The sequence below is a fragment of the Maribacter sp. HTCC2170 genome, from assembly GCF_000153165.2.
In the GTDB taxonomy this organism is placed as follows: domain Bacteria; phylum Bacteroidota; class Bacteroidia; order Flavobacteriales; family Flavobacteriaceae; genus Maribacter_A.
This window is the reverse complement of sequence record NC_014472.1, coordinates 1509606-1535047: the sequence shown is the minus strand read 5'-3', so window position 1 is coordinate 1535047 and position 25442 is coordinate 1509606. Positions and strand designations below refer to the sequence as shown.

Genomic DNA, 25442 nt, shown 5'->3' with positions numbered 1-25442 from the left:
TGTTTAATTTTTAATTTATATATATTATGGAAGTACCAACTATAGTAGGAGCAGGTTTGATCGTAATCGGTGTAGGTATCGGTATCGGTAGAATTGGTGGTTCAGCAATGGATGCTATCGCCCGTCAGCCTGAGGCTACTGGTAAGATTCAAACAGCGATGTTGATAGCAGCAGCGCTTATTGAAGGTATTGGCTTTGCAGCGTTGTTTGTGGGCTAGTAGTATTGAACAAAGGCCATAACGGTTGGTTGTGGCCTTTGTTTTTTTATAAATTGATTAAATAAAATAGTATGGATAAGTTAATTAATGATTTTTCATTTGGGCTATTTTTCTGGCAGATATTACTTTTTGTATTGTTGCTGCTATTATTGCGCAAGTACGCTTGGAAACCAATTCTAAATGCGGTAGATGATCGTGAAGATGGAATTAAAAGTGCGCTCGCTGCTGCTGAGGAAGCAAAAAAGGAAATGCAGAATGTCACTGCTGATAGTGAGAAATTGTTAAAAGAGGCTAGAGCAGAACGTGAAGCTATGTTGAAAGAAGCTCGTGAAATAAAAGATAAATTAATCGCTGATTCAAAAGAGCAAGCCAAGGTTGAAGGTGATAAAATGATCAAGCAGGCTCAGGCTACAATCGAGAGCGAAAAGAAAGCGGCTGTTTCAGACATCAAAAACCAAGTAGCAGAACTGTCAGTTGATATTGCTGAGAAAGTCATTAGAGAACAATTGGCCAATAAAGACAAACAGTTGAAATTGGTTGATGATATGTTGGGTGACATTAAATTGAACTAAGGTAAGAATGAAGGATACTAGAGCAGCCATACGATACGCAAAAGCAATTTTGGATATTGCAGTTGACAATAAAGCAACTGATGCAATTGAAAAAGATATGCGCTCTGTGGTGAGTACCATTTCTGATAGTAAAGAACTAAAAGATTTGTTGTCAAGTCCTATCATTAAGGGAGAAGACAAGAAAGTTGCCTTATCTAAGATTTTCAAAGGAAGTCATGCTATTACTGAAGGTATGATCAAGCTTTTGGTAGACAATAAAAGAGTGGGCATGTTGAATGAGGTTGCTTTAAAGTACATCATTCTCAATGAACAATTAAAAGGTCAGGATGTTGCTGTTGTTACCACAGCTGTTCCGTTGACCAAGGACTTGGAAAAGAAAATCTTGGGACAAGTCAATAAGATTACGGGTAACGAAGTAACTATTGAGAATAAAATCGACGAAAACATCATCGGAGGTTTTGTGCTAAGAGTAGGCGATTTGCAGTTTGATGCAAGTGTCGCCAATAAATTAAGTAGTTTAAAAAGAGAATTTACAAATAGTCTTTAATATATTTTAAGGCCTTTGGGTCTAAAACTTTATATCTAAAACAAATGGCAGGAGTAAAAGCCGCTGAAGTATCAGCAATTTTAAAACAACAATTATCAGGATTTGAAGCAACCGCTTCTTTAGACGAAGTAGGAACTGTATTGCAGGTTGGTGATGGTATCGCAAGGGTATACGGATTATCAAATGCACAGTATGGTGAATTGGTTGAGTTCGAAGGAGGCCTTGAGGGTATCGTTTTGAACCTAGAAGAAGATAATGTAGGTGTTGTATTGTTAGGCCACTCCAAAGCAATTGGAGAAGGAGCTACAGTTAAACGTACTCAACGTATCGCATCGATAAATGTAGGTGAAGGTATTGTTGGTCGTGTAGTAGATACTCTAGGAGCTCCTATAGATGGTAAAGGACCTATATCTGGAGATTTATACGAAATGCCTTTAGAGCGTAAAGCTCCAGGTGTTATATTTCGTCAGCCGGTAACCGAGCCACTACAATCAGGTATTAAAGCAATTGATGCTATGATTCCTGTTGGTCGTGGACAACGTGAATTGGTGATTGGTGACCGTCAAACAGGTAAGACAACGGTTTGTATTGATACCATCCTAAACCAAAAAGAATTTTACGATGCAGGCGAGCCTGTTTATTGTATTTATGTCGCTATTGGCCAAAAAGCTTCCAACGTTGCGAACATCGCGAAAGTGTTGGAGGATAAAGGCGCCTTGGCATATACAACTATTGTAGCGGCTAATGCTTCTGACCCTGCACCAATGCAGGTTTACGCTCCTTTCGCTGGTGCTGCGATAGGTGAATATTTCAGAGATACTGGTAGACCAGCCTTGATTATATATGATGATTTGTCTAAGCAAGCTGTTGCTTACCGTGAAATTTCATTATTACTAAGACGTCCACCGGGACGTGAGGCGTATCCAGGTGATGTATTCTATCTGCATTCAAGATTATTGGAACGCGCCGCAAAAGTGATTGCTGATGATGATATTGCAAAAGACATGAATGATTTACCAGATGCCTTGAAACCTTTGGTTAAAGGTGGGGGATCGTTAACCGCATTGCCAATTATTGAAACGCAAGCGGGAGATGTATCAGCATATATTCCAACAAACGTAATTTCTATTACTGACGGACAAATATTCTTGGAACAAGATTTATTCAACCAAGGTGTTCGACCTGCTATTAACGTAGGTATTTCGGTATCAAGGGTGGGTGGTAACGCACAGGTAAAATCAATGAAAAAAGTAGCAGGTACTTTGAAACTGGATCAGGCCCAGTTTAGAGAATTGGAAGCGTTCGCAAAGTTTGGTTCCGATTTGGATGCGGCTACATTGAACGTTATTGAAAAAGGACGTCGTAATGTTGAGATTTTGAAACAAGCTCAAAATGATCCTTTCACTGTTGAAGATCAAGTTGCAATCATTTATGCAGGATCTAAAAACTTATTACGTGATGTTCCTGTAGAGAAGGTAAAAGAATTTGAAAATGATTTTATCGAATTTATGAATGCCAAGCATAGAGATGTATTGGATTTGTTAAAAGCAGGGAAGCTTACAGATGAGGTTACAGAAACTCTGACAAGTGTTTGTAAAGATTTGACAGGGAAGTATAGATCATAAATAATTGTCATTCCTGCGAGGGCAGGAATCCGTAATCAATTGATTCCGCACTTAGTGCGATATGACAAATAAGAAGTATGGCAAATTTAAAGGAAATACGTAACAGAATATCATCGGTTTCTTCAACGATGCAGATTACCAGTGCCATGAAAATGGTTTCAGCTGCAAAATTAAAGAAGGCACAGGATGCAATTACCGCAATGAGGCCTTACGCTAACAAGCTTACTGAGCTGTTGCAGAGCTTAAGTGCGAGTTTGGATGCTGATTCTGGGAGCACTTATGCCGACAATCGTCCAATAAATAAAGTATTGGTAGTAGCTATTACTTCGAATCGTGGATTATGTGGTGCGTTCAACACCAATATCATTAAACAATGTGCAACTTTAACCGACGAATCATTCGGAGGTAAGCAAGTTGATTTTGTCGCGATTGGGAAAAAGTCCAATGATATTTTAAGCAAAAACGCAGCCGTAATTTCTAATCATAGTGATGTTTTCGATGATTTGACCTTCGAAAATGTGGCTGTCATAGCCGAGGAATTAATGGAGTTGTTCAGAGACGGCTCTTATGATCGAATAGAATTGGTTTATAACAAGTTTAAAAACGCGGCTACGCAGATTGTGATGTCCGAACAATTTTTACCAATTGTTCCTTCTGAAGATTCTGAGGCTTCGGGTGCTGACTATATTTTTGAGCCTTCAAAAGCTGAGATTGTTGAGCAATTGATTCCAAAATCATTGAAAACACAATTGTACAAGGCAATTCGTGATTCTTTTGCCAGTGAGCATGGCGCACGTATGACAGCAATGCATAAGGCAACAGATAACGCTACAGAGCTTAGAGATCAATTGAAATTGACCTACAACCAAGCGAGGCAAGCTGCAATTACAAATGAAATTCTTGAAATTGTTGGTGGAGCGGAAGCTTTGAATAACTAAAAACTAGAATTTGGCTTTTAATTCGGAAGCTGAAACCTTAATAAAAAACAGACCTCGCATCATGCGAGGTTTTTTTTGGATTAAATCTAATGGAACGGACCTTCTTTGTTGCCTTGCGATAAATACCTATTTTTAAGCTCTAATTACTCTCATTTGAACCTTTTGAACAAACTTTTTAAGCAGACTGCGATTTACGGGCTCGCCACGGTATTTCCCAGAATGCTTTCATTTCTTCTATTGCCGTTTCATACAGATATTTTACAAACTGCTGACTATGGCCAACTTTCTGTTATTTATGCCTGGTTTGCCATTTTTAACGTGTTTTTGGCCTATGGAATGGAAACTGCTTTTTTCCGCTTTTACAATGGCACTGACAGTAAGAAAAAAGTCGTTTCAACCTCATTGGTATCAGTAATAATAACTACTGTGGCATTTATGGTAATTGCCTTATTGCTTCAAAATAGTATTTCCGTGGCAACCAATATAAATCCAAATTATTTGAGATACGCCATATTTATCTTGACATTGGATGCATTGGTAATTATTCCGTTTGCATGGTTACGTGCAAATGAAAGACCAATGCGCTATGCCGTAGTCAAAATCTTGAATGTTGTTGTGAACCTTGGACTGAATGTGTTCTTTCTTTATTTCTTGCCTAAGTTGGCGCAATCGAATCCAGATGGTTTGTTCAGTGGTATTTATCGGCCAAATTTTGAAATATCGTACATTTTCATCGCTAATCTCATTGCCAGTGCCATTACACTTTTCCTTATGCTGCAGCTGTATTTAAAGACCAAGTATGTCTTTGACAAGGTGCTCTGGTGGAAAATGATGAAATATGCAATGCCTGTTCTTGTGGCTGGCGTCGCTTTTACAATTAATGAAGTTTTTGATAGGATATTGTTGGAGAGGTTACTGCCAGCGGATGTTGCTGATAGCGAAGTGGGAATGTATTCGGCCTGTTATAAGCTGGCATTGTTCATGACCTTGTTCGCAACAGCCTTTCGTATGGGAATTGAACCGTTTTTCTTTAGCCATTCAAAAACAGAAAATCCACAAAAGGCATATGCCCAAATTACCAATTATTTTGTTGTTTTGGGGAGTATTATTTTATTGGGGGTAGTTGTGTTTGCAGATGTTTTGAAGGAGCTTTTTGTTAGGGACCCCAAATATTGGGAGGCAATGAGCATCGTACCTATCATAATTCTTGCTAGTTTCTTTTTAGGTATTTACCACAATCTTTCAGTATGGTATAAAGTAACGGATAGAACCAAATATGGGGCTTATATTTCAATTATTGGAGCCATTATAACCATTATCATTAACCTTGTGTTTATTCCGCATTTTGGGTATATGGCCTCTGCGGTGGCAACATTGGCGGCTTATGGAAGTATGACGATACTTTCCCTGTTTTTTGGCAGAATGTACTACCCTATTCCGTATAATTTCAGAAAAATAACTTTTTATCTATTAATCTCAATACTATTTTCGGCCTTGTCATTTTACGTTTTTGATCGTAATTTGTTCTATGGTATTCCTTTGTTGCTGTTATTTTTGGGAATGGTCTATAAGCTTGAAAATAATAACCTAAAAAAAATATTTCTTAAAAAATGAATATTAAAATAATTAATAAATCTGCCCATGCCCTGCCACATTATGAAACTATTGCTTCGGCTGGTATGGATTTGAGGGCAAATAGCACGGACACAATAACTTTACAACCTTTAGAACGCACAATAGTCAAAACCGGTTTGTTTATTGAATTACCCATTGGATATGAGGCGCAAGTTCGCCCTAGGAGCGGTCTGGCTGCAAAAAAAGGCATAACAGTACTAAATGCTCCAGGAACGGTAGATGCGGACTATAGAGGTGAAATAGGGGTTATACTAGTAAATTTATCAAATGATCCCTTCGTCATTGAAAACGGGGAACGGGTGGCACAATTGGTTATTGCAAAACACGAACGTGCCGAGTGGCAAGAGGTAAAAGAGCTATCGGATACTTCAAGAGGTGCTGGCGGTTTTGGAAGTACAGGCACAAAGTAGTTTTAGGTAGGCTTTAATCAGTTAAGGGTTTCTTTAAGGGTGTTTTAACAAAAAACAGAAGGGCTCTGGAATACTTATTGATAATTTTACTTCGTTATTCATTTCAAAGAGTAATTCATTAAGACTAGAATGAAAAAAGTACAATCGGTATCGGTATTGTTAATGGCATTTATGCTAAATACCTTTTTGGTTGTTGCTCAAGACCAAGAAATCAATATTGAAGATAGTGCCGAAGTCTTTCTAGAGGAATATTCCGATTCTTTTCAAGAAAATTTCTTTGAAGCGTTAAAGCAAAAGGGAATTGAAAATTATGACAAGGCCATCAATTTGCTATTGGAATGCAAGTTGCTGGATGCAAAAAACCACGTGGTCGATCATGAATTGGCCAAAGTCTATTTGGTCGATAAACAATATATTTCCGCTCAGGATTATGCACTTTCAGCACTTTTGGCAGAACCCACCAATCTCTGGTATCTTGACACCATGGTCCAGACGATACAAATGCAGGGTAGTTCTTTAGATCAGGAGAATCTGGGCATTCCTTGGAGCAATAACAAACTTAAAGAAAATCTGGCATTGATTTATTTTAGGCAGAAGAACTATCAAAATGCATTGGCAATACTATCAGAGGTTAAGAAGTCATCTTTTAAACAAGATTTAACTTCGAAAATAAACGATTCAATTAAGGAGAATGAAGTAAGAAGAGAAAATAAAAATGCTCCTGTTCCAATTGAAGTCAAGACGTACCCCTTAAAGGAACTTAAGACAAGATTGACCGAATTAATGGTTCAAAACAAAATTTCGGAATTGGTTCAACAAAGTGAAGAAGCAATAGAGAATTACCCCTCCCAACCCTATTTTTATTATTTGAATGGGCACGCTTTGAATAAAAGTGCAAAACACAAAGAGGCCATAGAAATCTTAGAAGCTGCTTTGGATTATATGCTTGATGATGTGCCATTGTTGAACAATATATATCAAGAATTGGTCGATGCACATACGGCCTTGAATAATTCTTCGAAGGCAAATACGTATCTTCGAATGATAAAACCCGGGTTTTAGACTATGACTACTTTTATTCGATGGGCACAGCTCAGTGTTATTGTACTGCTAATATTTTCCTGCAAATCCAAAAAACTTGTTTCAGATGGTACGGTTGATGAAAATATGTCTGCAAAGGCTATTATTCGAACACACTATCAAAATCAGATAAATTTTAAAACCTTAAGGGGCAGGATGAAGATTGGGTATTTTGATGGGGAATCCTCAAAAAGCACAACAGTTAGCTTGCGAATGGAAAAAGACAAGGCCATTTGGATCAGCGCGCCTTTCGGTGTGGTCAAAGCCTACGTTACACCCAATAGGGTTTCTTTTTACAATAAGTTGCAAAACGAGTATTTTGATGGTGATTTTTCATATTTGAGTAATATGTTAGGGACTGAATTGGATTTTGATAAACTCCAAAATCTGCTTTTGGGCCAGGCACTTTTTGATTTGAGAAAAGACAAATATGAAGCATCAATTGCATCAACTGGCTATATTCTAAACCCAAAAAAGCCATTGACTTTGTTCAAAACCATGTATAGGATTGAACCTGAGAATTTTAAAATATCCTCTCAACAGCTATCTCAACCCTTAAAGAAACGCTTATTGGACATTGAGTACAAGAACTATCAAAAAATAGATAAAAAGATTCTGCCCAATGAGATTGTGGTTACTGCAGTGGAGGTCAATACTGAGAGTATTATCAACATAGATTATCGTAATATTGAATTCAATGGATCGTTGAACTTTCCATATAAAATACCAAAAGGTTTTAAAAAGATCACTATAGACACTAATGCCCTATAAACAAGTTTCACTTTTTTGCTTAGTACTGCTTTTGACTTTTTTGTCATTAGGGAACGTTTACGCCCAAACCAATGAACAAAAAGCATTGGAGGTCAAACGTGAACAGCTTCAAAAAGAGATAAATGAAATTAATCGCCTACTCTTTGCCGAAAAGAAAGAAAGGGGCAATGTATTGGATCAGATGGAGGCCTTGGACAAAAAGATAAATGTTCGGCAACAGTTGATTCGAGTCACCAATCAACAATCAAATTTATTGAATAGGCAAATCAATGCCAATATTCGAAATATCTCAAAACTTCGTGAGGATTTAAAATTGCTTAAGGAGGAATATGCTACTATGATTCGGAAATCGTATCAAAATAAATCGCAGCAAAGCAGATTAATGTTTCTGTTATCCTCCGAGAATTTTTTTCAGGCATTCAAGCGCATGCAGTACATGAAACAGTATACGCAGTACCGCAAAGAACAGGGAGAGCAGATTATGGTCAAAACAGACGAACTTACACAATTGAATGTTGATTTAACCGCTCAGCGCAAAGAGAAAGACCAATTGATAGCAACAAACAATCGTGCGAAGGCGGAATTAATGAAAGAAATGAAATCCCAAAAGACATTACTGGGAAGCATTCGTCAAAATGAAAGTAAGTACGCATCTGCTATTCAAAAGAAAAAAAGGGAGGCTCGCAAGATAGATAGACAAATTGAAAAATTGATTCGTACGGCAATTGCTGCTTCCAATAAAAATTCAGGAGCGGGAAAAACTAGACGAACCTCTGCCAATAAATTCTTTCTAACGCCAGAAGCCACATTGGTAGCCAACAATTTCTCGGCTAATAAGGGGAAACTCATTTGGCCCGTTGAAAAGGGAATAAAGAGTCAAGGTTTTGGGGTTTATAAAGATGCGGTGTACCCTGGAATAAAGCATCAGAGCAATGGGGTAATCATAACTACCGATGAAGGGGCAACAGCAAGAGCTATTTTTGAAGGCGAAGTAATTGCTATTCTATCGGTGCCAGGGGGTAATAAAGGTGTTCAGATAAAACATGGGAATTTTATCAGCACCTATTACAATCTATCTGACCTATATGTAAAAAAAGGAGATAAAGTTGCCATTAAATCTGAGCTTGGTAAAATTTATACCAATCGGTCTAATGGTCAGACTCGCCTAAAATTCTACCTTTATCAAGATACCTCACGTCTAAACCCCGAGGAATGGGTTTATCAACTTTAATCATTTAAAATGACCTTCGAAAAAAAGACTATTACCAATTTAGCAGGAACCTTCAAACTACACAACGGTGTTCAAATGCCTTATTTTGGATTAGGGGTGTATTTGTCTGAAGATGGGCAAGAAGTTATAAATGCGGTAAAGTGGGCTATTAAAACCGGCTATAGGCATATTGACACTGCATCAATCTATAATAATGAGGAGGGAGTTGGAGAAGGTATTAAGCAAAGTGGAATTAAAAGGGAAGAAATTTTTGTCGTAAGTAAAGTGTGGAATGCAGACCAAGGCTATGAAAGCACGTTGAAAGCTTTTGACGATAGCCTAAATAGACTTGGGTTGGATTATTTGGATTTATACCTTGTACATTGGCCAACTAAAGGCAAGTATAAAGAAACTTGGAGGGCTTTGGAACAGTTATATAAAGAGAAAAAAGTTAAGGCTATAGGAGTAAGTAATTTTTTACAACACCATTTGGAAGATTTGTTGGGTACAGCTGAAATTGTACCGATGGTCAATCAAATGGAGTTTCATCCATATCTGGTTCAACAAAACTTAATCGATTTTTGTAATACCAATAACATACAATATGAGGCCTGGTCTCCTATGATGCAAGGTCGAATCTTTAATTTGGACAGCATCAAAGAAATAGGGGAAAGGCATGGCAAATCTCCTGCTCAAGTAGTTCTACGTTGGGATTTGCAAAAAGGTGTGATAACCATTCCTAAATCTTCTAAAAAAGAACGCATAATAGACAACGCTGATATCTTCGATTTTGAACTTTCGAATGACGAGGTCGCTTATTTGGATGGTTTGGAAAAAGGGCAAAGATTTGGCCCTGACCCCGATAATTTTGATTTCTAGTTTTATTTAAAACAGACTATTCACCCATAAATAAGGCTCTTAGCTCCGTGGCCTCATTGGGTTTCATTTTGCCGGCAAGTACCAAACTCAATTGCTTTCTGCGCAAAGCTGCGGCGAAACGTTCTTTTTCCAATTCAGTCTCAGGCTCAATAGCAGGTACTTCAGTTGGTTTGCCAGTTTCATCAACGGCCACGAACGTATAAATAGCCTCATTGGCCTTTGAACGTTTGCCGTTATAACGGTCTTCCATCCAAACATCAATATATACTTCCATAGAGGTGTTGAACGCTCGTGAAACCTTAGCTTCAACAGTCACAACACTACCCAACGGAACAGCGTGGTTGAATGCAACATGGTTTACAGAGGCCGTGACAGTAATTCTTCGACTGTGTCTTCGTGCAGCTATACTTGCAGCTCTGTCCATTCGTGCTAGTAGTTCTCCTCCAAAAAGATTATTTAAAGGGTTGGTCTCACTAGGGAGAACCATATCGGTCATTATGGTACGGGATTCACTGGGATTCTTTGAATGCATATTCAAGTTTTGGACAAAGATAATTTATTGAAAGAAAGTAAAGGGGGCAGAATAGGGTCTATCTAACAGATTTCATCCAAGCATCTTTTGAATGACTTCTCTTTATTTGCCTTAAAACCCGTAAAGCTTCTTGGGCATCTGTATAGCTACTATAGGTTACCATATGTAAACCATGCTCATTTGTTCCTAGATAAGTAGCATCATAACCTTGTCTTTGTAAAAGGCGTATTTTTTTATCCGCGTTTGGCTTGAATCTAAATACACCAGCAACTATATGGTGCATGGCCAATTGTGGTTTCTTGGTTATTACTTCAAGGTTTAATGTTGGTAATTCCAAGGGGGCAGTATCAAAGAAAGTTGCCTCCTGAATATTTTTTGAAACTTTTTCCTGTGCTTTTTCAACTACTATTTGTTGCTGGTTAAGGCCTTCATTATAAAGTCTATATCCAGTTAATCCTGCTGAAAGCGCTAAAAGAATAATAGCGGCGTATTTTAAATAGGGTCTTAGTGATGACTCGCTTCTGCGCTCAGGAGTAATAATAAAAGGTACTTTTTCCTCAATTGCAACTACCTCTTCTTTCAAGACTTCCCGGATAATTGGGGCAGAGACAAATGATGACAATCCAAAGGATGAGGTTAAATGGTTGAGTTGATAAGAAGGTTGAAACAACATTCTTCCTTCTTTACTTGATTTCAGATCACCAATATTCTCTAATGTCAAACGCTCGCCTTTATCCAATACACGCTTCCATTCATTTACCGTTTCCAATACCTTTTGCAACATTTCCTCATAGGAGCAATTTTCAATTTCGGCCATGTACGAAACCAAAAGACCATCATTCGATGATAATTGCTTGTTAAAGGACAATGACTTTGAAGGAGGATAAAATGAGTTGGAATTCTTATTGAGCACCGCCGATTTGTGTTGGGACAAAAATGCACCAAAACTAGGTACAACCACACAGTTGTAACGGTAAAGTAAATCTGATATATAGCGTTCTAAGACCATTTCAACAAATATTGTAAAAAATTCATAGCATCAATAGGCTGGAATGGACTTTTTATTAACATTATATTTTTGGTAATTTGTGGATAACTAAGCACTGACCATAAATGACTACAGATGAATTAATTGCGGTTTTAAGACTGCAGAGCATTCCCAATATTGGGGATGTCACGGCTAAAAAACTTATTTCGCATTGCGGCAGTCCAACGGCTGTTTTCAACGATAAATCGCAAAACCTGCTTAAGATAGATGGGATTGGCAGCTTTACCATCAAAGGACTTCATGATTCAGAACATAAAGAAGCCGCCGAGAATGAATTAAAATACATTCAGGATCATAACATTTCCTATTCATATTTTACTGATAGTACATATCCTAAGTATTTGAAGCATTGCGTTGACGGCCCATTGATTATGTTCAAGAAGGGCAATATTGACCTTGAGGAGCAAAAAACTATAAGTATTGTTGGTACTCGAAAAGTCACGAGTTACGGCACTGCGTTTTGTGAAAAGTTAATAGAAGATTTGGCACCACTTAACCCTGTAATAGTGAGTGGTTTTGCTTATGGGGTCGATATTTGTGCACAAAAAACAGCAATAAAACACGGTTTGCAGACCATAGGGTGTTTGGCCCACGGATTAAATCAAATATACCCAAAGGTTCATTCAAAATATGTTGAGGAGATAGAGAAAAATGGAGGCTTTTTTACCGAGTTTTGGAGCACCAGTAATCCAGACAGAGAGAATTTTTTAAAAAGAAACCGGATTATTGCAGGTATGAGTGAGGCTACCATTGTTGTAGAATCAGCAGAGAAGGGCGGCAGTCTGGTCACGGCCGACATTGCAAACAGTTATAACCGTGATGTATTTGCCGTTCCTGGAAGGGCTCAAGACAAGTACAGTTCTGGCTGCAATAACTTGATTAAACAGCAAAAAGCACATATGATTACATCAGCTGCAGATTTAATCTATTTATTGAATTGGGAACTCGAGGAAAAAGAAGGTAAAACTATTCAAAAACAGTTGTTCGTTGAATTGGATGAGGTTGAGAAAGCTATTTATTCATATTTGGAGAAGGAAGGCAAACAATTATTGGATAGTATCGCCTTGGATTGCAATTTGCCAATTTTCAAAGTTTCCTCTACGCTACTGAATATGGAAATGAAAGGTGTTGTTCGGCCATTGCCAGGAAAATTGTTCGAAGTAATCTAAATCAGACCACTTTATTGTCATTTTAGCACGAGTTTCAATCCACAATTTACAAACCGAGTAGTTTGTTCATTGTCCCTGTTTCCATCAAATCTACGTTAAGACGGTATTTCATCGATAAAGCGTGGATTGAAATCTGAACAATGGAGCTTTTGATACAAAACTCAATCAATCTAAAACCAACTAAGTGGTTTGTTTCCGGGAAACTTAATCTTTTTGACCAAAAGTTTTAAGATAAACACCAGGGGTACCATATTCTGATAGTCCTTCGATGTCTACTTGAAGTTGTGTTGCATTATCAGAATTGTAAAAAATCAACTGGGCATTACCATTTCTGTCAGTGGTAAAAGAGGGGTTCCAGTATAGCGTGGCACGATAGTCGGGAACATCATTTCCTTCAAAATTAGCATCATATTTCGGTGAATAAAACTCTCTCTTGGCGGCATGCCCAAAAATTGAAAAACTTGGTGATTGCGGAAGGTCAAGGGTTTCACTACCTCCTCTTTTGGTATAGACGAGAAAGACTCCATCGCCACCCCTTGAACCCCAAATGGCTGCAGAAGGCCCCTTTAGGAGCTCTACCCTTTCAACGTTTAAGATATCCATTGAGGCAATTCGACTAGGTACACTAGGTCTTAACTGTGCAATATCAGTAATGACTGGATTACCATTAAGCACCCATAGAGGAGCACCACCTCCGCGTACACTTACTGTAATGTAAGGAAAGGACCCTGTAACCGTTACACCCGCAAATCTTGTTATGAAGGCCATTAAGGTTAAAGCTGTTTCATGAGTGTCTTTTGTATATAAAGTAGCATCAGGTGTCTGCCCAAGAGTAGAGGGCATTGTTGGCATATCATTTTTTATAATTCGTTCAGTAAGTACTACCTCTTCCAACTCCGTGGCATTCTGAAAATCATATATAAGACGCATATTCTTTCGTGTCGCCGAGAAATTGGCATATTCCTTAATCGCTTCTGTACTCTTATTTGTTTGGAACCCGCTGTGTCTTGGCAAGGGTAGATTGATTTTGTTGGTGTCCAGTATTATTTGAACATCTATTGCAGCGTTTCTTTTGTCAAGCGCGTTGAACACTAACTTTGTAGAATCCCTAAAATTAAAATTAGGTATTGAAAATTTACCCTCGTGAGATGTTTTGGCAGAAAACATATCTAAATTCTCTTCGGATTTGCCTACTACATTTAGTGTTGTATTATCTAAGGTTTTGCCGCTTAAATTTTGGGCAATCCCAGATATTATAAGTCCTTTCGAAAAAGGATATTTCTTTGGAGTATTATGGTTTTTATTGATATCCTGCCACTGAAATTTTCGCCAACCATGTGTTAGCATAACCAAATCAAGACTGTGCATTGTTGACCTTCTTTGGTTCTTGAAGAGTAGGCCGGAGTTGCTTATATGACCTTTTACGTCTGATTGCAGGAGGAGATGAGTAAGGATATTCCCTGAATCCTGATTTTTAACTAACTGTCCTTTATCAGTCACCGCCATAGAAAGTTCTGCCGAAATAGGCCGTCCATAAGTATCTGTCACATGAACGTCTATGGCAACCTTATCTCTTCTTTTGAATTTTTTTTGATTGATTTTAGCAGTAACAACCAATTCATCCTGATTGTTCACGAAAACCACACGTTCGGACCAAGGCTTTTTGTCCTGATCAAAAAGTGTGAGGGCCATTACACCACTTGGAATTCCATTTTTTGGAATTTCAAAACTAACAGTTTCCAAATCCTCAAATTCAAACTTGCCCTGATAATATTTTTTATTGTTTAAGTGACCTACAATATAGAAGGGTTTCTTCCTTAAAAGTGAGGTGGCCTGTATTTTTACTTGAATGCTTTTTGGATTAACATTGTTCACGGTCATCGTATAGCCCTCTTCCATAATTTCAGGAAGCTTAAACTCGGTCCCGTCATTTAAAATTGCCGTATACCGCTCCCCAGATTTGGGTTTATAAGAGAAAAAACCCGAACCTCTTGCCATGGTTCCTAAGGTAGCCACAAATTTACCTTGCGAATCCACTATTCGTCCCTTTATTTTTCTTTCGAGACCATCACTTCCAATGGCTTTAAAAGCCATTACACTAATAAGACCATCAACTGAATGACCTCCTTCCGGAAAAAACTGTAGATCAATCTTATCTTCCATCTTGGACAATACCTGTGGTTTGCCTCCTTCAGTTACAACCTCGATTGTACGAGTAAAAAAGAATTCAGATTCAAAATTTCGCATCCAATCGGTATAAGAACGTATTTGATACTTTCCGGATGGTAAATTTTCAGGAAGTTTAATGGAACCATAACATTTTCCTCCAATTATTTCATTGGTCTGTGAACGTATTATTTTGTTTTCAGACCCTATTAAGTCAACATAGAGAACTTTACTGCCCGTTGAGAAATGGTGATGGGATCCCAATACCACATAACTACTATACCAAACATCTTCTCCTGCAGAAAACAACTCTTTATCAATATGCAGGTATACTTTTTCTACAGGATTATAATTGTTATATAGACCAACATTCTTACCCATTTCTTTAATGAATGGATCACCTGCCAAATTAGATTTCATCAGTGCTATTTGATTACGACTGTTCAAAAATATAGAACCAAACGCCCCGTTCTTTTCAAAAGAATCAATGACCTCTTTTTCCACAGGTGTCCGCTTTATGATAGGATTGTCCTGCCAAAACTTTTCGTTATAACCAATTTCATCTAGCTTCTGCCAATCGCTTTTATTTTTTCTGAACTGGCCACCCAATTTTTTTCGTGAGGTGGGGATGTAATGTTCGAAAAAAGTCAAATTGGATGTTGACGTAGTATGATATTGGAGGCTGTCATTTTTATAATAGTCAAATTCCTGGTCAATTTTAATATAATCAACTACCGATTTAAGAACACTGTCCTGCCGGTAAACAATTTCATAGGAAATGGAATAGTCTTTCCATGAGCTATTTTTTTCAGTAAGTTTTACCAATTTCAAATTGTCATGGGCCAAATCACCTTTAATTTTAAGAATCTCATGATTGGATGTATTAACATATACTTCAGCATCAAAGATTGGAATTTGAAGATTTTTTTTTGGTTTGAACCATAGCACGGCAATTTTGCCATTTTCAGATGAAATATATTCGATGATTTTGACCGTATAAAATGAGGCAAGATCAGAATGCATTGGAAAAATTAGATCATCTGTAGCCGGTTGCAAAGGAGTTAATAAACGAGAAAGAAGCGTATAGTTTTTATTATGGACACCTCCCGGTTTTAAGGCATAACGCCCTTCCAATATTTCCCAATTCCCGATACCTTTTGAAGTATAATGAAGGTCATAGATAATTTCTGAAAACTCGGAATAAGCATCATCGTTTTTTGATTTCTGCCTGTAAAAAGCCCTTCCATAGTTACGTTTGTTAGAATTTCGACTAGCCTTTTCAAATGCTTTTCTGGCCAGTTCATAGGCATATTTGTCCCTTTTGGAATCCACGACCACCACCTCGTCAAGATTATTGGTCAGGGGTATAAGATTGATGGTCAAATCCGAGGCATCTGATATTTCCAATTGCTGTTTTTCATAGTTGAGGTGAGAAAAGACAAGTTTAGTGGGTAATGAATCCACATCCAGGACGAATTCTCCTAGCTCATTACTTGCAGTACCGGTGAAGGATGATTCCACGGTTATATTGCAATAGGGTATAGGTTCACCAGTAGCATTGTCAATGACCTTACCATTAATTTCCTTTGGATTGGGAGTTTGGGAAAACGCACTTACACTTATGAAAAAAATTGTGAGAAACCTTGTGACTCGTCCCATGACTAATACCTCTTTAGCTAAAGTTACGAACTAAAGCTCAGAATGTTAATGTGAAAACAATAAAACTAATACCCTACCTTACCCATGATCCGATTTGCGACTAACAATTTTCATGGCTTTTCCTCTACTTCGTTAAAAGAATTCAAATAGGCCCCTGGGGTTCCTTGATTAGAAAGCCCTTCAATGGCCACCTGAAATTGACGGGCATTATCTGAATTGAAAAATTTCAGGGAGGCATTACCACTCTCATTCGTTGTAAACGAAGGGTTCCAATAGAGCGTTGCGCGATGGTCTGGTAGACTGTGCCTGTCAAGCTTTACACTGTAATTGGGAGAATAAAACTCTCTTTCTTTTGCATGCCCCATAATATCAAATTCTGGGGAGAGTACAAGTTCACTTCCACCACCTCTTTTTGTATAAACAAGGAAGACCCCATTGGCACCCCTCGAACCCCAAATAACCGCGGATGGTCCTTTAAGAAGTTCTACCCTTTCTACATTGGAGATATCCATTGAAGCAATTTGCGCAGGTACACTTGGTCTTAAACTTCCAATATCGTTACTGACTGGAATACCATTGAGTACCCATAACGGAGCACCACGCCCACGTATACTTACGGCAATGTATGGAAATGATCCATAAACTGTTACACCTGCGAATCTTGCAACGAAGTCCATTAAGCTTAGACCTGTTTCACGCGTGTCTTTTGTTCGTAAGGTCGCATCTGGGGTCTGACCGAGGGTGGAGGGCATTGAAGGGTCTATCCTTTTTGCAATTCTTTTTGTAACTACGACCTCGTCAAGCTCAGTGGTTTTATTATAATCGTACAAAAGGCGCATATTTTTTCGTGTTGCCGAAAAATTGGAGTATTCATTAGTCGCTTCTATATCCTTGACTGTAGGCATACTTTTAAAATGAGACAAAGGCACTGTTATAATGTTGGTGTCCAAGACCACTTTTACATTCATGGGTTTTTTTGTGGAACTAAGCGCATTGAAAACAATTCGCGTAGTGTCACTAAAATTAAAATCAGGTATTATGAATTTTCCATCCCGTCCTGTTTTAGTGGAGAACATACCCACAAAATCACCAGATTTGGCAATTACATTAAGATCTACATTTTTAAAAAGTTTATCAAATTTGCTTCTGGCCTGGCCCGATATGGTAAGTCCTTTTGTGAAGTCGAATTCCTTGGAGGGGAGGGTGGTGCCTTCATGAAGATCTAGCCACGGAAATTTTCGCCAGCCATGGGTTAGCATTACCAAATCCATGGCATGTAATGTTAATCTATTTTGATTCTGAAAAAGAAGTCCTGGATTGCTTATATGACCTTTGATATCGGACTGTAATAAAAGGTGAGTCAATATATTTCCTGAATTAGGATTTTTTATGACTTGACCCGCATCGGTTATGGCCAAGGAAAGTTCTGTAGAGACTGGTTCTCCATCATTGTTGGTGACATTTACATCAACTGTGATTTCACTTCTTTTTAAGGGCTTTTCCGGGCTTATTTTTGCATTTATCACCAACTCTTTCTGATTGTTGATAAACACCACCCTTTCGCACCAAGGCTTCTTGTTCTGATCAAAAAGGGTGAGGGCCATTACACCACTTGGAATTCCATTTTTTGGAATCTCAAAGCTAACTGATTTCTTACTATCAAAATCAAACGCACCTTGAAAATATGTTGTGTTATTTATAATCCCTAGGATATAAAAAGGTACTTTCCTTAAAAATTCTGTAGCCTGTATTTTTATTTTGATGTTCTTTTTGCCCGTATTATTTATGGTCATGCTATAACCCTGATTCATAATTTTGGGAAGTGGATACTCCGAGCCATTGTCCAAGATAGCAGTATAGTTTTCACCTATCTCAGGCTTAAGATAGAAAAAGCCACTTCCTCTTGTAATGGTGCCTAAATGCGCCACAGGCTTTCCTTTCGAATCCTTGATATAACCCCGAATTTTTCTGTCCAGCCCATCACTCCCAATGGCTTTAAAGGCCACCTGCCCCATAAGGCCTAACACAGAATGTCCTCCTTCCGGGAAGAACTGTAGGTCCATTGAATCCGAAATACTCTGGGGCGGAAGATGCATATCTGTTGCACCGACCACCTTTATCGTTTTTGTGAAAAAGAAATTATCGTCAAAATTCCGCATCCAATTGGTATAGCCTCGTAGTTGGTAATTCCCTGAAATGAAATCCTTGGGAAGTGCTATGGAACCAATGGCCTTGCCATCAACAAGTTCGTGTGTTTGAGAAACCAAGATTTGAGTATCAGGACCAATGAGGTCAACGTGAAGGACCTTACTGGCCAATGAAAATAGGTGGCGCTCTCCTAGAACGGTATAAGCTTTATACCATAGATTTTCCCCAGAAGAGAAAAAATCCCTGTCTGTATGGAGATACATTTTTTCTACAGGATTATGATAACTGTATTGTGTAACACTGGAATCCAACTCCTTTAAAATCAGCCCATTGATCTTATCGGATAGTATCAATGTTTCTGGATTCTGGCTATTGACAAAGCACCCTAGTAAAAGAAAAAAAATAAGACATTGAATGGTTGTGGTTGGATTTTTCATTAATTGAAAAAGGTTTTACGGGCGGTAATAGAGTTAAGATCAATATGCATCCACTTCGCATCTTCACTTGCAAAGAAAATATACAAAAATTGTATCAAAAATCATACAATTTCAAGCCCTTGACCAAAAATTAATAACCAACCTTGCCCCTAACCCTCTGGAGAACTTCATTTGCCACTTTTTTGGCTTTTTCAGCCCCGATTTCAAGGGCATGATCAACCTCATCAAGATTAGTCATATAGTAATCGAATTTTTCGCGTGCCGAACCAAACTTTTCCAAAAGCACTTCATACAATGCCTGTTTTGCATGACCGTATCCGTAGTTTCCACCTTTGTAATTGGATCTCATTTCAGCAATTTGTTCAGGAGACGCAAGAATCTTGTAAAGCGCGAAGACATTATCCGTTTCAGGATTTTTTGGATCCTCCATTGGCGTACTGTCCGTTTTTATGCCCATTATCTGCTTTCGTAATTTTTTGTCCGGCTGAAAGATATTGATAAGGTTCCCTTTGCTTTTACTCATCTTTTGGCCATCGGTTCCAGGAATGTACATAGTTTCTTCATGAACTTTTCCTTCAGGAACCACAAATACTTCTCCCAGTTGGGCATGAAATCTAGAAGCTACATCTCGTGTCATTTCAATATGTTGCAACTGGTCTTTGCCCACAGGGACAATATTGGCATCGTACAATAAAATATCAGCAGCCATTAACATCGGGTAAGTAAACAATCCTGCATTTACATCTTCAAGCCTATCTGCTTTGTCTTTAAAAGAATGTGCGAGAGTTAAACGTTGATACGGAAAAAAACAACTGAGATACCAAGCTAGTTCGGTTACTTGAGGAACATCACTTTGCCTGTAAAAGACAGTTTTATCTATATCCAACCCAAAAGCAAGCCATGTAGCAGCAGTTGCATAAGTGTTTTGTCTTAGTTCCTCCCCATTTTTAATTTGGGTCAACGAATGCATATCCGCTATAAACAGAAATGATTCGTTTTTGGGATTCTTAGCCATTTGTATCGCCGGTGCAATTGCACCCAAGATGTTTCCTAAGTGGGGAACCCCTGTACTCTGTATGCCTGTTAGTATTCTTGCCATTGGTTTGGTTTCAAGGAAGCACAAAGGTAAAACAAATCATAAATAACAACATCAAATTGTTATTTTTGATCAATGCCGAAATTTGTACGTAACATAGGACATATTTTATACCGAATTTGGTTTTATGTAATGGTCACATTGCCCATAATCCTTTTCTTTCCGTTTTTGGTGGTTTCAACCTTGTCTGAAAAATGGTATCCCCAATTTTTCTGGTTGGCCAGGAATTTGTGGGCCAGACCAATTTTGTTGGGAATGGGCTGTCCCCAAAGAATTATCAGGAAAGAGAAGCTTGTAAGTGGCAAGAGTTATATGTTGGTTGCCAATCATACCAGTATGTTGGACATTATGTTAATGCTCCGTATTAGTAGAAACCCTTTTGTTTTTGTCGGAAAGAAAGAGCTTGTAAAAATTCCACTTTTTGGGTTTTTCTATAAACGTGTTTGTATCATGGTCGACAGAGAAGATAGCAGGAGTAGGACAGGTGTATACAGAAGGGCACAACGAAGATTGGACCAAGGTTTGAGTATTTGTATTTTTCCCGAGGGAGGGGTGCCTGAGGAAGAAATATTATTGGATTCTTTTAAAGATGGTGCTTTTAAAATGGCCATTGCGCATAATATACCAGTAGTGCCGATGACATTTTATGACAACAAAAAACGTTTTTCATTTACATTTTTAAGTGGAGGCCCGGGAATGATTAGGGCCAAAGTGCATTCTTTTTTTGAAACAGGAATTTTAGAAGATGAGGACAAGTCCACTTTAAGGGAAGAGGTACGAAATATCATTTTAAATGAACTTATCACTAACTCGTAATTGTTTCAGGTTGAGTATAGCAACGCCTCTTTTATATCTCCGTCAATTTTGATTAAACCCTTTTTATTCAAACCAATTTTGGACAACAGATTCTGCGATTTTTTGTTTTTTTGAGAGGTAATGGCCAGGATTGGACTCAAACCCAATTCTTTTTGACCATAGTCTATTACAGCTTGGGCTGCCTCATGGGCATATCCCTTACCTTCAAATGCAGGAAGAATTGCGTAGCCAATGTCAACACTTTCTAAATAGTCTCGTTTTAAAAAACCACAAAGTCCGATGGGCGTTTCATTTAATTTCAAACAGACCTTTAACAATCCATAACCGTTTTTATCAAGGGAATCTATTAAACTTTCTTGAATATACCTTTCGGCTTTTTTTAAGTTTGAAATACCCCTGTCTCCTATAAATTCTAGCCATGTAGGGCTATTCAACAATTCAAAAATAAAAGGGGCATCACTTAATACTGCTCGTTGGACAATAATTCTGTCTGTTTTTATTAGTAGCATCTATCTCTTTAAATTTGTTTGATTGTCTAATATAGAATTAAAACAACAAACAAAGCCCTGCCGAGAGATCGACAGGGCTTTGGGTGTCATTGTGACCAACAATGACCTACCTAACCAACTTTTTTTAAAACTTAAAATTCAGCCCACTATAAACACCAATGGTAAAAGGTCTGAAATCGCCCGAAGTACCAGAAAATGTGTTCAATTGATATTTGAAGACGGGTTCAATATTCATCTGTACTTTAGGAGAGAATTTATAATTTAGGCCAAAACCAACATTGGTACTAAAGTTCACATCGTTTACATTGTTGGCTTCGCCCATTTTGGTAACCAATTCACCTGAGGTGAGTGTAACCGAATTATCAATCAAGAACAAAGAACTAACACCACCGATAAGATTAACACCAAACTTAGAATCAACTAGGGAATAATTGAGTTCCAATGGAATTTCTAAATACCCAAACTGTTGTGCCATTACTCCCAATAAGGATGGATCTTGTGCAGCAGCATCCAATGCAGCATTTTCTGCAAAGGAGTTTCGTCCATTTACCTTACTTTCAACTACAATATTTCTTGAAGCAAGACTATAATCAATATTGTCAATTTGGCCACCCCCCAAAGCCTCCAATGATGATGAAAACTCAATATCATTTGTGTTATAACCATAATCAACTTTATGAACCCCAGTTTTTATTAATAGCTTTTTGTTTATTTCATAAGAGACGGCAAGTCCATAACTAAGATTAATATCGCCCGATTTTGAATTAGGGACAAATATTGAATGGACAGGGGAACCCTCACCAATGGCGTCAAAGTAAACAGGTGCTATGCTAGGACCAGCAGACCATCTGCTTTTTGTAGCCTCTGCCACAATTTCCTCTTTCTTCTGTTCCTCAATCTCATCAAAAATTGATTTTTTACCTTCTTCAATTTCTTGTTTGAGATTGTCGGTTTTCTCTTCGGCTACTTCAGTAATTATATTCCGCTCGTTTAAATCTTTGGTCCCTGTTTCACTTTCAGTTGTAATGACTGAAATGCCCTCGGCTATTTTTTTATTGGGATCCTTGGATTGATTGGCAGCAATTTCGGTCTCTTTTTTATTGGAAATAACATCATTAACAATATCGTTCCTTTTCTCAACCGTAACTTCACTTTTTGTTATTGCAATTCCTGTTTTGGTAATGTTTTGCTTCTGTTCAGTATTTACAGGTTTGTCGTTTTCTGCCAAACTGATGTTGGTATCAACCGTTTTCTCGATGTTTGATCTTTCCTTTGGGCCCTTGTTTAATTCTTCTAAAGTCCCACTATCAGATTTCGTGGTTTCAACAACTTCTTTCTGTTCAGAGGTTGCCGATTGATTAATCCCTTGTTTTTCATTCAGGGTTTCTACATCCGTAATGATTGTATTGGTCCCGTTTTCGCCATTCTTGAAAGGATTAATGAGAAATAATCCAATTGCCAGAGCTGCGGCAATACCACCTAGTTTCCACCAAAAGGGGATAACCATGCGGGTTTTCTTCTTTTTATTCAAAGAGGCCTCAATAGATTTCCAGACTTTTTCTGTAGGGATGTCTGAAAACTCCGAGAATTTCTCTTGGAATATTTTGTCCAGGTTCTTTTTACTCATTTTGCTATTTGTTAAGCAAGGTTCATTTTTTTGATTCTGATGTGAACTAAATATTGGCTCACAAGTTTATACCCAACGCAATGATTAAAATTCCAATGATTGCCTTGTTTGTTTTGTTTTCGATTTTCTCTTTTAATATCATTCTTGCTCTAGCAAGATTTGATTTTGACGTTCCAGTTGACGTTCCCAACATTGCACTTATTTCTTTATGCGAATAACCGTCCAATACGTATAAGTTAAAGGTCATTCTATATTTATTTGGGAGTTCCTGAATATATTTTAGCAGTGTTTGGAGACCAACATCAGTATGTTCCGTTTCAATTTCTTCCTCCCCTTCCACATTGTCTGTAACTACCTTTAAGTATTCTTCTTTTCTATATTTCTGTAATACTGTGTTTACAGTGATCCTTTTGATCCAACCTTCAAAAGAACCTTTTGATTTATACTGTCCAATTTTCTCAAAAATGGTCATGAAACTATCATGGAGACTATCTTCGGCCTCCGTTTTATTGCGCGAATACTTGAGACAGATACCGAACAGTATATGGGAAAACTTCCTATATAACTGCTCCTGCGCCTTTCTATCGCCCTTTTTACATTTATCTATGAGTTCTTCCAGACTCAAAATATTGGTTAGGTTATGGTGTAGGTTTAGTTCACAGGAACTTCAACCTCTAAATATTGTCGGTTACCATCTGCATCTTCACCCTGATAAAATTTGAATAAATATGTTTGGTTATGAAGCACTATGAAATCGAATGATGCCATTTCTTCACGAATTGCCTGTGTGCATGCCTCGTCATCAGTGCGTTGTGAGCCGATTGCCACTACTTGTCTTGTGGTCAAATCATCCTTAAACACATCAAAACCTTCATAATAAGTACACCCATCAGGAAGAATATATGTAACCTTGATTTCATACGTTTCTTCGAGGTCAAACGATTCAGGCATTTCAACACTTTCTATTTGTAATGGAACAAAATGAAAATTTGGGCCATCATCTTCTAAATCGCAAGAACTAAAGGTTAGGGATACCGCTAGGGCACATAGTGCCAAAAACATCCTTTTCATAAGCTGATAATTTATTTCTAAGATGAAACTATTTGACTATGGTTGCGTTTATTGTCGTTAAGGTACAAGAAAAGTTGTTCAGCTCAAGAAATTCTCCTTCGAGCTACAAAAAATTAGGACAAAAAAAGGCACCGTAAAGGTGCCTTATACTATTTAATGATTGAATCCTATTTTACTGTTGTAATGGCCTCACGAATTTTTACATCAAGTTCTTCATATAATTCTGGATTATCATTTAGTAACGCTTTTACAGCATCTCTACCTTGACCAAGTTTAGTATCACCATAACTGAACCAAGAACCACTTTTCTTTATGATTTCATATTCAACACCTAAATCTATGATTTCACCAACCTTAGAAATACCTTCACCATACATGATATCGAACTCGGCTAATCTAAAGGGCGGGGCAACTTTGTTTTTAACAACTTTTACTCTTGTTTTGTTTCCTCGCACGGCACCGTCTGTATCTTTGATTTGTGTTGAACGACGAATATCCAAACGAACGGAGGCATAGAATTTAAGAGCATTACCACCTGTTGTAGTTTCTGGATTACCGAACATAACCCCAATTTTTTCTCTTAACTGGTTGATAAATATAACTGTGCAATGGGTTTTACTGATTGACCCTGTCAATTTTCTTAAGGCTTGTGACATTAGTCTTGCATGCAGCCCCATTTTTGAGTCTCCCATTTCACCTTCAATCTCGCTCTTTGGAGTTAAGGCGGCAACAGAATCGACCACTACGATATCAATTGCTCCTGAACGGATTAAATTATCAGCAATTTCCAAGGCCTGTTCACCATTGTCTGGTTGCGAAATAATGAGGTTGTCAATATCAATACCTAATTTTTCGGCATAAAAACGATCAAAAGCATGTTCCGCATCAATAAAAGCTGCTATTCCACCATTTTTTTGTGCTTCTGCAATCGCATGTAGTGTTAAGGTCGTCTTACCAGAAGATTCGGGACCATAAATTTCAATAACCCTGCCGCGTGGGTAACCACCAACACCGAGGGCAATATCAAGACCTAGAGAACCAGATGGGATTACTTCAACATCTTCTACAACACTATCTCCCATTTTCATTACGGCACCTTTGCCGTAAGTCTTGTCCAATTTATCAAGGGTTAGTTTTAATGCTTTTAATTTTGCTTCTTTTTCAGAACTCATTTCGTATAAAATTAGGAACGCTAATTTACCAATTCTTTTTTCATAAAACCATTGCCCCAAATTATTTTATACACAGTTTTTAGGTGCTGTATTTTTTTATGACGCAA

The 25442-nt window shown here is 37.9% G+C and carries 23 protein-coding genes; 13 read left to right on the top strand and 10 right to left on the bottom strand.

The window, feature by feature from the left end; genetic code table 11:
* The first annotated feature begins 26 nt into the window (after window positions 1-26).
* The 11 genes from atpE (at window position 27) to FB2170_RS06780 (ending at window position 9885) form a co-directional block, all read left to right on the top strand.
* Complete coding sequence (atpE, locus tag FB2170_RS06830; protein ID WP_013305801.1) at window positions 27-218, top strand: ATP synthase F0 subunit C; 192 nt, start codon at window positions 27-29, stop codon at window positions 216-218.
* 71 nt (window positions 219-289) lie between these two features.
* A complete protein-coding gene (locus FB2170_RS06825; RefSeq protein ID WP_013305800.1) occupies window positions 290-790 on the top strand; it encodes a F0F1 ATP synthase subunit B in 501 nt (166 codons plus the stop codon).
* A 7-nt stretch (window positions 791-797) separates the two neighbouring features.
* Window positions 798-1337 (top strand): ATP synthase F1 subunit delta, encoded by a 540-nt coding sequence (gene atpH, locus FB2170_RS06820; RefSeq protein ID WP_013305799.1) that lies wholly within the window; start codon window positions 798-800, stop codon window positions 1335-1337.
* A 44-nt stretch (window positions 1338-1381) separates the two neighbouring features.
* A complete protein-coding gene (gene atpA, locus FB2170_RS06815; RefSeq protein WP_013305798.1) occupies window positions 1382-2962 on the top strand; it encodes a F0F1 ATP synthase subunit alpha in 1581 nt (526 codons plus the stop codon).
* A 77-nt stretch (window positions 2963-3039) separates the two neighbouring features.
* Window positions 3040-3900, top strand: a complete 861-nt coding sequence (gene atpG / locus FB2170_RS06810; RefSeq protein WP_013305797.1) for an ATP synthase F1 subunit gamma — start codon at window positions 3040-3042, stop codon at window positions 3898-3900.
* A 153-nt stretch (window positions 3901-4053) separates the two neighbouring features.
* Window positions 4054-5514, top strand: coding sequence for a lipopolysaccharide biosynthesis protein (locus FB2170_RS06805; RefSeq protein WP_041632717.1), 1461 nt, complete (start codon window positions 4054-4056; stop codon window positions 5512-5514).
* Window positions 5511-5945, top strand: a complete 435-nt coding sequence (gene dut / locus FB2170_RS06800) for a dUTP diphosphatase (RefSeq protein WP_041632715.1) — start codon at window positions 5511-5513, stop codon at window positions 5943-5945. Before FB2170_RS06805 ends, dut begins: the two co-directional genes overlap by 4 nt.
* A gap of 129 nt (window positions 5946-6074) precedes the next feature.
* Window positions 6075-7007 carry a tetratricopeptide repeat protein gene (locus FB2170_RS06795; protein WP_041632713.1) on the top strand — a complete coding sequence of 311 codons (933 nt, stop codon included), beginning with the start codon at window positions 6075-6077 and terminating at the stop codon, window positions 7005-7007.
* 3 nt (window positions 7008-7010) lie between these two features.
* Complete coding sequence (locus tag FB2170_RS06790; protein WP_013305795.1) at window positions 7011-7796, top strand: DUF4292 domain-containing protein; 786 nt, start codon at window positions 7011-7013, stop codon at window positions 7794-7796.
* Window positions 7786-9027 carry a murein hydrolase activator EnvC family protein gene (locus tag FB2170_RS06785; RefSeq protein WP_013305794.1) on the top strand — a complete coding sequence of 414 codons (1242 nt, stop codon included), beginning with the start codon at window positions 7786-7788 and terminating at the stop codon, window positions 9025-9027. The genes FB2170_RS06790 and FB2170_RS06785 overlap by 11 nt, the downstream gene beginning before the upstream one ends.
* 9 nt (window positions 9028-9036) lie before the next feature.
* Entirely contained in the window at window positions 9037-9885 is an 849-nt protein-coding gene (locus FB2170_RS06780) for an aldo/keto reductase (protein WP_013305793.1), read from the top strand.
* 16 nt (window positions 9886-9901) lie between these two features.
* Here the strand turns inward: FB2170_RS06780 and FB2170_RS06775 are convergent, their stop codons facing one another.
* Window positions 9902-10417 carry an acyl-CoA thioesterase gene (locus FB2170_RS06775; protein WP_013305792.1) on the bottom strand — a complete coding sequence of 172 codons (516 nt, stop codon included), beginning with the start codon at window positions 10415-10417 and terminating at the stop codon, window positions 9902-9904.
* Window positions 10418-10475: 58 nt separating this feature from the next.
* Window positions 10476-11426: an HU-CCDC81 and SPOR domain-containing protein gene (locus FB2170_RS06770; RefSeq protein ID WP_013305790.1), complete on the bottom strand. Its 951-nt coding sequence runs from the start codon at window positions 11424-11426 to the stop codon at window positions 10476-10478.
* Window positions 11427-11530: 104 nt separating this feature from the next.
* On the opposite strand from FB2170_RS06770, the gene dprA reads away from it, so the two are divergent.
* A complete protein-coding gene (gene dprA / locus FB2170_RS06765) occupies window positions 11531-12634 on the top strand; it encodes a DNA-processing protein DprA (protein WP_041632711.1) in 1104 nt (367 codons plus the stop codon).
* A 204-nt stretch (window positions 12635-12838) separates the two neighbouring features.
* On the opposite strand, the gene FB2170_RS06760 is transcribed toward dprA, so the two are convergent.
* The 3 genes from FB2170_RS06760 to trpS all read right to left on the bottom strand — a co-directional run bounded on the left by FB2170_RS06760 (window position 12839) and on the right by trpS (window position 20143).
* Window positions 12839-16459 (bottom strand): carboxypeptidase-like regulatory domain-containing protein, encoded by a 3621-nt coding sequence (locus FB2170_RS06760; RefSeq protein ID WP_041632709.1) that lies wholly within the window; start codon window positions 16457-16459, stop codon window positions 12839-12841.
* Window positions 16460-16569: 110 nt separating this feature from the next.
* Window positions 16570-19044: a TonB-dependent receptor gene (locus FB2170_RS06755; protein ID WP_013305789.1), complete on the bottom strand. Its 2475-nt coding sequence runs from the start codon at window positions 19042-19044 to the stop codon at window positions 16570-16572.
* Window positions 19045-19174: 130 nt separating this feature from the next.
* The gene (trpS, locus tag FB2170_RS06750; RefSeq protein WP_013305787.1) at window positions 19175-20143 is read right to left on the bottom strand and encodes a tryptophan--tRNA ligase; all 969 of its coding nucleotides are present in this window, start codon (window positions 20141-20143) and stop codon (window positions 19175-19177) included.
* A 72-nt stretch (window positions 20144-20215) separates the two neighbouring features.
* Here trpS and FB2170_RS06745 point away from each other — a divergent pair, with 72 nt between their 5' ends.
* A complete protein-coding gene (locus FB2170_RS06745; protein ID WP_013305786.1) occupies window positions 20216-20956 on the top strand; it encodes a lysophospholipid acyltransferase family protein in 741 nt (246 codons plus the stop codon).
* Window positions 20957-20961: 5 nt separating this feature from the next.
* Here FB2170_RS06745 and FB2170_RS06740 read toward each other — a convergent pair whose 3' ends face one another.
* The 5 genes from FB2170_RS06740 to recA form a co-directional block, all read right to left on the bottom strand.
* On the bottom strand, window positions 20962-21465 hold the full coding sequence (locus FB2170_RS06740) for a GNAT family N-acetyltransferase (RefSeq protein ID WP_013305785.1): 504 nt from the start codon (window positions 21463-21465) through the stop codon (window positions 20962-20964).
* 124 nt (window positions 21466-21589) lie between these two features.
* Complete coding sequence (locus FB2170_RS06735) at window positions 21590-23092, bottom strand: outer membrane beta-barrel protein (protein WP_041632707.1); 1503 nt, start codon at window positions 23090-23092, stop codon at window positions 21590-21592.
* A 58-nt stretch (window positions 23093-23150) separates the two neighbouring features.
* Complete coding sequence (locus FB2170_RS06730) at window positions 23151-23717, bottom strand: RNA polymerase sigma factor (protein ID WP_041632706.1); 567 nt, start codon at window positions 23715-23717, stop codon at window positions 23151-23153.
* A 26-nt stretch (window positions 23718-23743) separates the two neighbouring features.
* Window positions 23744-24163 carry a hypothetical protein gene (locus FB2170_RS06725; protein ID WP_041632705.1) on the bottom strand — a complete coding sequence of 140 codons (420 nt, stop codon included), beginning with the start codon at window positions 24161-24163 and terminating at the stop codon, window positions 23744-23746.
* 167 nt (window positions 24164-24330) lie between these two features.
* Complete coding sequence (gene recA / locus FB2170_RS06720; protein ID WP_041632704.1) at window positions 24331-25335, bottom strand: recombinase RecA; 1005 nt, start codon at window positions 25333-25335, stop codon at window positions 24331-24333.
* Window positions 25336-25442 lie beyond the last annotated feature (107 nt).

Coding starts and splice junctions, on each gene's coding strand:
- recA (WP_041632704.1), bottom strand. CDS start 25,335: ATGAGTTCTGAAAAAGAAGCAAAATTAAAAGCATTAAAACTAACCCTT.
- FB2170_RS06755 (WP_013305789.1), bottom strand. CDS start 19,044: ATGAAAAATCCAACCACAACCATTCAATGTCTTATTTTTTTTCTTTTA.
- FB2170_RS06775 (WP_013305792.1), bottom strand. CDS start 10,417: ATGCATTCAAAGAATCCCAGTGAATCCCGTACCATAATGACCGATATG.
- atpA (WP_013305798.1), top strand. CDS start 1,382: ATGGCAGGAGTAAAAGCCGCTGAAGTATCAGCAATTTTAAAACAACAA.
- FB2170_RS06825 (WP_013305800.1), top strand. CDS start 290: ATGGATAAGTTAATTAATGATTTTTCATTTGGGCTATTTTTCTGGCAG.
- atpG (WP_013305797.1), top strand. CDS start 3,040: ATGGCAAATTTAAAGGAAATACGTAACAGAATATCATCGGTTTCTTCA.
- FB2170_RS06740 (WP_013305785.1), bottom strand. CDS start 21,465: ATGCTACTAATAAAAACAGACAGAATTATTGTCCAACGAGCAGTATTA.
- trpS (WP_013305787.1), bottom strand. CDS start 20,143: ATGGCAAGAATACTAACAGGCATACAGAGTACAGGGGTTCCCCACTTA.
- FB2170_RS06780 (WP_013305793.1), top strand. CDS start 9,037: ATGACCTTCGAAAAAAAGACTATTACCAATTTAGCAGGAACCTTCAAA.
- atpE (WP_013305801.1), top strand. CDS start 27: ATGGAAGTACCAACTATAGTAGGAGCAGGTTTGATCGTAATCGGTGTA.
- FB2170_RS06795 (WP_041632713.1), top strand. CDS start 6,075: ATGAAAAAAGTACAATCGGTATCGGTATTGTTAATGGCATTTATGCTA.
- atpH (WP_013305799.1), top strand. CDS start 798: ATGAAGGATACTAGAGCAGCCATACGATACGCAAAAGCAATTTTGGAT.
- FB2170_RS06725 (WP_041632705.1), bottom strand. CDS start 24,163: ATGAAAAGGATGTTTTTGGCACTATGTGCCCTAGCGGTATCCCTAACC.
- FB2170_RS06770 (WP_013305790.1), bottom strand. CDS start 11,426: ATGGTCTTAGAACGCTATATATCAGATTTACTTTACCGTTACAACTGT.
- FB2170_RS06790 (WP_013305795.1), top strand. CDS start 7,011: ATGACTACTTTTATTCGATGGGCACAGCTCAGTGTTATTGTACTGCTA.
- FB2170_RS06745 (WP_013305786.1), top strand. CDS start 20,216: ATGCCGAAATTTGTACGTAACATAGGACATATTTTATACCGAATTTGG.
- dut (WP_041632715.1), top strand. CDS start 5,511: ATGAATATTAAAATAATTAATAAATCTGCCCATGCCCTGCCACATTAT.
- FB2170_RS06735 (WP_041632707.1), bottom strand. CDS start 23,092: ATGAGTAAAAAGAACCTGGACAAAATATTCCAAGAGAAATTCTCGGAG.
- dprA (WP_041632711.1), top strand. CDS start 11,531: ATGACTACAGATGAATTAATTGCGGTTTTAAGACTGCAGAGCATTCCC.
- FB2170_RS06760 (WP_041632709.1), bottom strand. CDS start 16,459: ATGGGACGAGTCACAAGGTTTCTCACAATTTTTTTCATAAGTGTAAGT.
- FB2170_RS06785 (WP_013305794.1), top strand. CDS start 7,786: ATGCCCTATAAACAAGTTTCACTTTTTTGCTTAGTACTGCTTTTGACT.